The sequence below is a fragment of the Pseudomonas sp. MF6755 genome, from assembly GCF_016405635.1.
Lineage (GTDB): Bacteria > Pseudomonadota > Gammaproteobacteria > Pseudomonadales > Pseudomonadaceae > Aquipseudomonas > Aquipseudomonas haemolytica.
This window is the reverse complement of record NZ_JAEKDA010000040.1, coordinates 1-6,903: the sequence shown is the minus strand read 5'-3', so window position 1 is coordinate 6,903 and position 6,903 is coordinate 1. Positions and strand designations below refer to the sequence as shown.

At 56.8% G+C, this 6,903-nt stretch carries 1 protein-coding gene; it reads left to right on the top strand.

Features of this window, described 5'->3' with window-relative positions:
* On the top strand, window positions 1-6,903 hold a 6,903-nt coding region (locus JFT66_RS29490; RefSeq protein ID WP_332875128.1), incomplete at both ends, for an immunoglobulin-like domain-containing protein.

The following is a 6,903-nucleotide window of genomic DNA, read 5'->3' as shown; positions in this document are numbered from 1 at the left end:
ACAAAGCGGGCACTGACGTCACACTGAAACTCGATAACGGCTCGTCGATCACCATCAAAGCTGGCGATACCGTCGGCACTGTGACCGTCCCTGCACCTACCGATGATGTGTTCATCGACAAGAGCACGCAGACCGTCCAGATCACCGAGACCACTGGCGGCAACTTCGAGAAATTGGAAGTTGCGGGCAATGGTGCGACCACCACGATCAACGACACCATTGACAAGGTTGATGTGGTACTGACCGCCACTACTACCGTGGGCGAAGGCGGCAACATCGTTTACACCGCCAGCCTTGTGGATAAAAACGGTACGCCGGTGACTAACATCACCAACCCGCTGACGGTCACCCTGGATAACGGCCAGACCATCACCATTGGTGTGAACCAATCGAGCGGCACCGTTACGGTTGTGGCACCAGATGATGTGTACAAAGGCGATCAAACCGTCACCACCGCTATTACGGGTGTGACTGGCGGCGAGCACTTCGAGAACCTAGTGCCGGGCACCACGTCGGTGAATACCACCGTTACCGACACACCGGGCACCGATAACACCACCACCGTGACCCTGACGGCTCCGTCCGAGGCGAACGAAGGTGGTCAAATTACGTACACCGCTACGCTTTCCAACAAAGCGGGCACTGACGTCACACTGAAACTCGATAACGGCTCGTCGATCACCATCAAAGCTGGCGACACCGTCGGCACTGTGACCGTCCCTGCGCCTACCGATGACGTGTTTATCGACAAGAGCACCCAGACCGTCCAAATCACTGACGCTTCCGGCGGCAACTTCGAAAAACTGGAAGTCGCAGGCAACGGCGCTACCACGACGATCAACGACACCATCGACAAAGTTGATGTAGTCCTGACCGCGACCACCACCGTCGGCGAAGGCGGCAACATCGTTTACACCGCCAGCCTTGTGGATAAAAACGGTACGCCGGTGACTAACATCACCAACCCGCTGACGGTCACCCTGGATAACGGCCAGACCATCACCATTGGTGTGAACCAATCGAGCGGCACCGTTACGGTTGTGGCACCAGATGATGTGTACAAAGGCGATCAAACCGTCACCACCGCTATTACGGGTGTGACTGGCGGCGAGCACTTCGAGAACCTGGTACCGGGTACTACGCCGGTCAACACCACCGTTACCGACACACCGGGTACCGATAACACCACTACCGTGACGCTGACGGCTCCGTCCGAGGCGAACGAAGGTGGGCAGATTACGTACACCGCTACGCTTTCCAATAAAGCGGGCACTGACGTCACGCTGAAACTCGATAACGGCTCGTCCATTACCATCAAGGCTGGCGATACCGTTGGCACTGTGACCGTCCCTGCACCTACCGATGACGTGTTCATCGATAAGAGCACCCAGACCGTCAAAATCACTGACGCCTCTGGCGGCAACTTCGAAAAACTGGAAGTCGCAGGCAACGGCGCTACCACCACGATCAACGACACCATCGACAAGGTTGATGTAGTCCTGACCGCCACCACCACCGTCGGCGAAGGCGGCAATATCGTCTACACCGCCAGCCTTGTGGATAAAAACGGCGCGCCGGTAACCAACATCACCAACCCGCTGACCGTCACTCTGGATAACGGCCAAACCATCACCATTGGTGTGAACCAATCGAGCGGCACTGTTTCGGTTGTGGCACCAGACGATGTGTACAAGGGCGACCAAACCGTCACCACCGCCATCAAAGGCGTCACCGGTGGCGAGCACTTTGAAAATCTGGTTCCAGGTACCGACAAAGTCACCACGACTGTGACTGACACACCGGGTACCGATAACACCACTACCGTGACCCTGACCGCTCCGTCCGAGGCGAACGAAGGTGGGCAGATTACGTACACCGCTACGCTTTCCAATAAGGCGGGCACTGACGTTACGTTGAAGTTGGATAACGGTTCGTCCATTACCATCAAGGCTGGCGAGACCGTTGGCACGGTAACCGTCCCTGCACCTACCGATGATGTGTTCATCGACAAGAGCACTCAGACCGTCCAGATCACCGAAACCACTGGCGGTAACTTCGAGAAGTTGGAAGTTGCGGGCAATGGCGCAACCACCACGATCAACGACACCATCGACAAAGTTGATGTAGTCCTGACCGCGACCACCACTGTCGGTGAAGGCGGCAACATCGTTTACACCGCCAGCCTTGTGGATAAGAACGGCGCACCGGTGACTAACATCACTAACCCGCTGACGGTCACCCTAGATAACGGCCAGACCATCACCATTGGTGTGAATCAATCGAGCGGCACTGTTTCGGTTGTGGCACCAGATGATGTGTACAAAGGCGACCAGACCGTCACCACCGCTATCACGGGTGTCACTGGCGGTGAGCACTTCGAGAACCTGGTACCAGGTACTACGCCGGTTAACACCACCGTTACCGACACACCGGGCACCGATAACACCACCACCGTGACCCTGACGGCTCCGTCCGAGGCGAACGAAGGTGGGCAGATTACGTACACCGCTACGCTTTCCAACAAAGCGGGCACTGACGTCACACTGAAACTCGATAACGGCTCGTCGATCACCATCAAAGCTGGCGACACCGTCGGCACTGTGACCGTCCCTGCGCCTACCGATGACGTGTTCATCGATAAGAGCACGCAGACCGTCCAGATCACCGAAACCACCGGCGGCAACTTCGAAAAACTGGAAGTCGCAGGCAACGGCGCTACCACCACGATCAACGACACCATCGACAAGGTTGATGTAGTCCTGACCGCCACCACCACCGTCGGCGAAGGCGGCAACATCGTTTACACCGCCAGCCTTGTGGATAAAAACGGTGCGCCGGTGACTAACATCACTAACCCGCTGACCGTCACCCTGGACAACGGCAAGACCATCACTATCGGTGTGAACGAGTCCAGCGGTAGCGTTACCACCGTAGCTCCTGATGACGTCTACAAAGGCGACCAAACCGTCACCACCGCCATCAAAGGCGTGACCGGCGGCGAGCACTTTGAAAACCTGGTGCCAGGCACTACGGCGGTTAACACCACCGTTACTGACACACCGGGCACCGATAACACCACTACCGTGACCCTGACCGCTCCGTCCGAGGCGAACGAAGGCGGACAGATTACGTACACCGCGACCTTGAGCAACAAGGCCGGTACCGACGTCACGCTGAAACTCGACAACGGTTCGAGCATCACCATCAAGGCTGGCGACACTGTCGGCACCGTGACCGTCCCTGCGCCTACCGATGACGTGTTCATCGACAAGAGCACTCAGACCGTCAAAATCACTGACGCTTCTGGCGGCAACTTCGAAAAACTGGAAGTCGCAGGCAACGGCGCTACCACCACGATCAACGACACCATCGACAAGGTTGATGTAGTCCTGACCGCCACCACCACCGTCGGTGAAGGCGGCAATATCGTCTACACCGCCAGCCTTGTGGATAAAAACGGCGCGCCGGTGACTAACATCACCAACCCGCTGACCGTCACCCTGGACAACGGCAAGACCATCACCATTGGTGTGAACGAGTCCAGCGGTAGCGTTACCACCGTAGCTCCAGATGACGTGTACAAAGGCGACCAAACTGTCACCACCGCCATCAAAGGCGTGACCGGCGGCGAGCATTTCGAAAACCTGGTGCCAGGCACTACGGCGGTGAACACCACCGTCACCGATACTCCCGGCACCGACAACACCACTACCGTTACGTTGACTGCGCCAAGCGCCGTTAATGAAGGTGGCCAGATCACTTACACCGCTACGCTTTCCAATAAAGCGGGCACTGACGTAACGCTGAAACTCGATAACGGTTCAAGCATCACCATCAAGGCCGGCGACACCGTTGGCACAGTGACTGTTCCGGCGCCTACCGATGATGTGTTCATCGACAAGAGCACCCAGACCGTCCAGATCACCGAAACCACAGGCGGTAACTTCGAGAAGTTGGAAGTTGCAGGCAATGGCGCAACCACCACGATCAACGACACCATCGACAAGGTTGATGTAGTTCTGACCGCCACCACCACCGTGGGTGAAGGCGGTAATATCGTCTACACCGCCAGCCTTGTGGATAAAAACGGCGCGCCGGTGACTAACATCACCAACCCGTTGACCGTCACTTTGGATAACGGCCAGACCATCACCATTGGTGTAAATCAGTCGAGCGGCACCGTTACGGTTGTGGCACCGGATGATGTGTACAAAGGCGATCAAACCGTCACCACCGCTATCAACGGCGTGACCGGTGGCGAGCATTTCGAAAACCTGGTACCGGGTACTACAGCGGTTAACACCACCGTTACCGACACACCGGGCACCGATAACACGACGACTGTCACGCTGACTGCGCCAAGTGCCGTTAATGAAGGCGGGCAGATCACTTACACCGCTACGCTCTCTAACAAAGCGGGCACCGACGTAACGCTGAAGTTGGATAACGGCTCTTCCATTACCATCAAGGCCGGCGACACTGTCGGCACCGTGACTGTTCCGGCGCCTACCGATGACGTGTTCATCGACAAGAGCACCCAGACCGTCCAGATCACCGAAACCGCTGGCGGCAACTTCGAAAAATTGGAAGTTGCGGGCAACGGTGCAACCACCACGATCAACGACACCATCGACAAGGTTGATGTGGTTCTGACCGCCACCACCACCGTGGGTGAAGGCGGCAACATCGTTTACACCGCCAGCCTTGTGGATAAGAACGGCGCACCGGTGACTAACATCACCAATCCGCTGACCGTCACTTTGGATAACGGCCAGACCATCACTATTGGTGTGAACCAATCGAGCGGCACTGTCTCGGTTGTTGCTCCAGATGATGTGTACAAAGGCGATCAAACTGTCATGACCGCTATTACGGGTGTCACTGGCGGTGAGCACTTCGAGAACCTAGTACCGGGTACTACGGCGGTTAACACCACCGTTACCGACACACCAGGCACCGACAACACCACGACCGTAACTCTGACGGCTCCGTCCGAGGCGAACGAGGGTGGTCAAATTACGTACACCGCTACGCTTTCCAATAAAGCGGGCACTGACGTCACGCTGAAACTCGACAACGGCTCGAGCATCACCATCAAGGCGGGCGATACTGTCGGCACCGTGACTGTTCCGGCGCCTGCCGATGATGTGTTCATCGACAAGAGCACCCAGACCGTCCAGATCACCGAAACCACTGGCGGCAACTTCGAGAAATTGGAAGTTGCGGGTAATGGCGCTACCACCACGATCAACGACACCATCGACAAGGTTGATGTAGTTCTGACCGCCACTACTACCGTCGGCGAAGGCGGCAATATCGTCTACACCGCCAGCCTGGTGGATAAAAACGGCGCGCCAGTAACCAACATCACTAACCCGCTGACCGTCACTCTGGATAACGGCCAGACCATCACCATTGGTGTGAACCAATCGAGCGGCACTGTCTCGGTTGTTGCTCCAGATGATGTGTACAAAGGCGACCAGACCGTCACCACCGCTATTACGGGTGTGACTGGCGGTGAGCACTTCGAGAACCTGGTACCGGGTACTACGCCGGTTAACACCACCGTTACCGACACACCGGGCACCGATAACACCACTACCGTGACGCTGACGGCTCCGTCCGAGGCGAACGAAGGTGGGCAGATTACGTACACCGCTACGCTTTCCAATAAAGCGGGCACTGACGTCACGCTGAAACTCGATAACGGCTCGTCCATTACCATCAAGGCTGGCGATACCGTTGGCACTGTGACCGTCCCTGCACCTACCGATGACGTGTTCATCGATAAGAGCACCCAGACCGTCAAAATCACTGACGCCTCTGGCGGCAACTTCGAAAAACTGGAAGTCGCAGGCAACGGCGCTACCACCACGATCAACGACACCATCGACAAGGTCGATGTGGTTCTGACCGCGACCACCACCGTCGGTGAAGGCGGCAATATCGTCTACACCGCCAGCCTTGTGGATAAAAACGGCGCGCCGGTGACTAACATCACCAATCCGCTGACCGTCACCCTGGACAACGGCAAAACCATCACCATCGGCGTAAACCAGTCGAGCGGGACTGTCTCGGTTGTGGCACCGGATGATGTGTATAAAGGCGATCAAACCGTCACCACCGCTATCAAAGGCGTGACGGGCGGCGAGCATTTCGAAAACCTGGTACCGGGTACTACAGCGGTTAACACCACCGTTACCGACACACCGGGCACCGATAACACGACGACTGTCACGCTGACTGCGCCAAGTGCCGTTAACGAAGGTGGACAGATCACCTATACCGCGACCTTGAGCAACAAGGCCGGTACTGACGTCACCTTGAAATTGGATAACGGCTCGTCCATTACCATCAAGGCCGGCGATACCGTCGGCACGGTAACCGTCCCAGCGCCTACCGATGACGTGTTCATCGACAAGAGCACCCAAACGGTCAAGATCACTGACGCTTCTGGCGGCAACTTCGAAAAACTGGAAGTCGCAGGCAACGGCGCTACCACGACGATCAACGACACCATCGACAAAGTCGATGTGGTGCTGACCGCCACCACCACCGTCGGTGAAGGCGGCAATATCGTCTACACCGCCAGCCTTGTGGATAAAAACGGTGCACCGGTGACTAACATCACCAACCCGCTGACCGTCACCCTGGACAACGGCAAAACCATCACCATCGGCGTAAACCAGTCGAGCGGGACTGTCTCGGTTGTGGCACCGGATGATGTGTATAAAGGCGATCAAACCGTCACCACCGCTATCAAAGGCGTGACGGGCGGCGAGCATTTCGAAAACCTGGTGCCAGGCACTACGGCGGTTAACACCACCGTTACTGACACACCGGGCACCGATAACACGACGACTGTCACGCTGACTGCGCCAAGTGCCGTTAACGAAGGTGGAC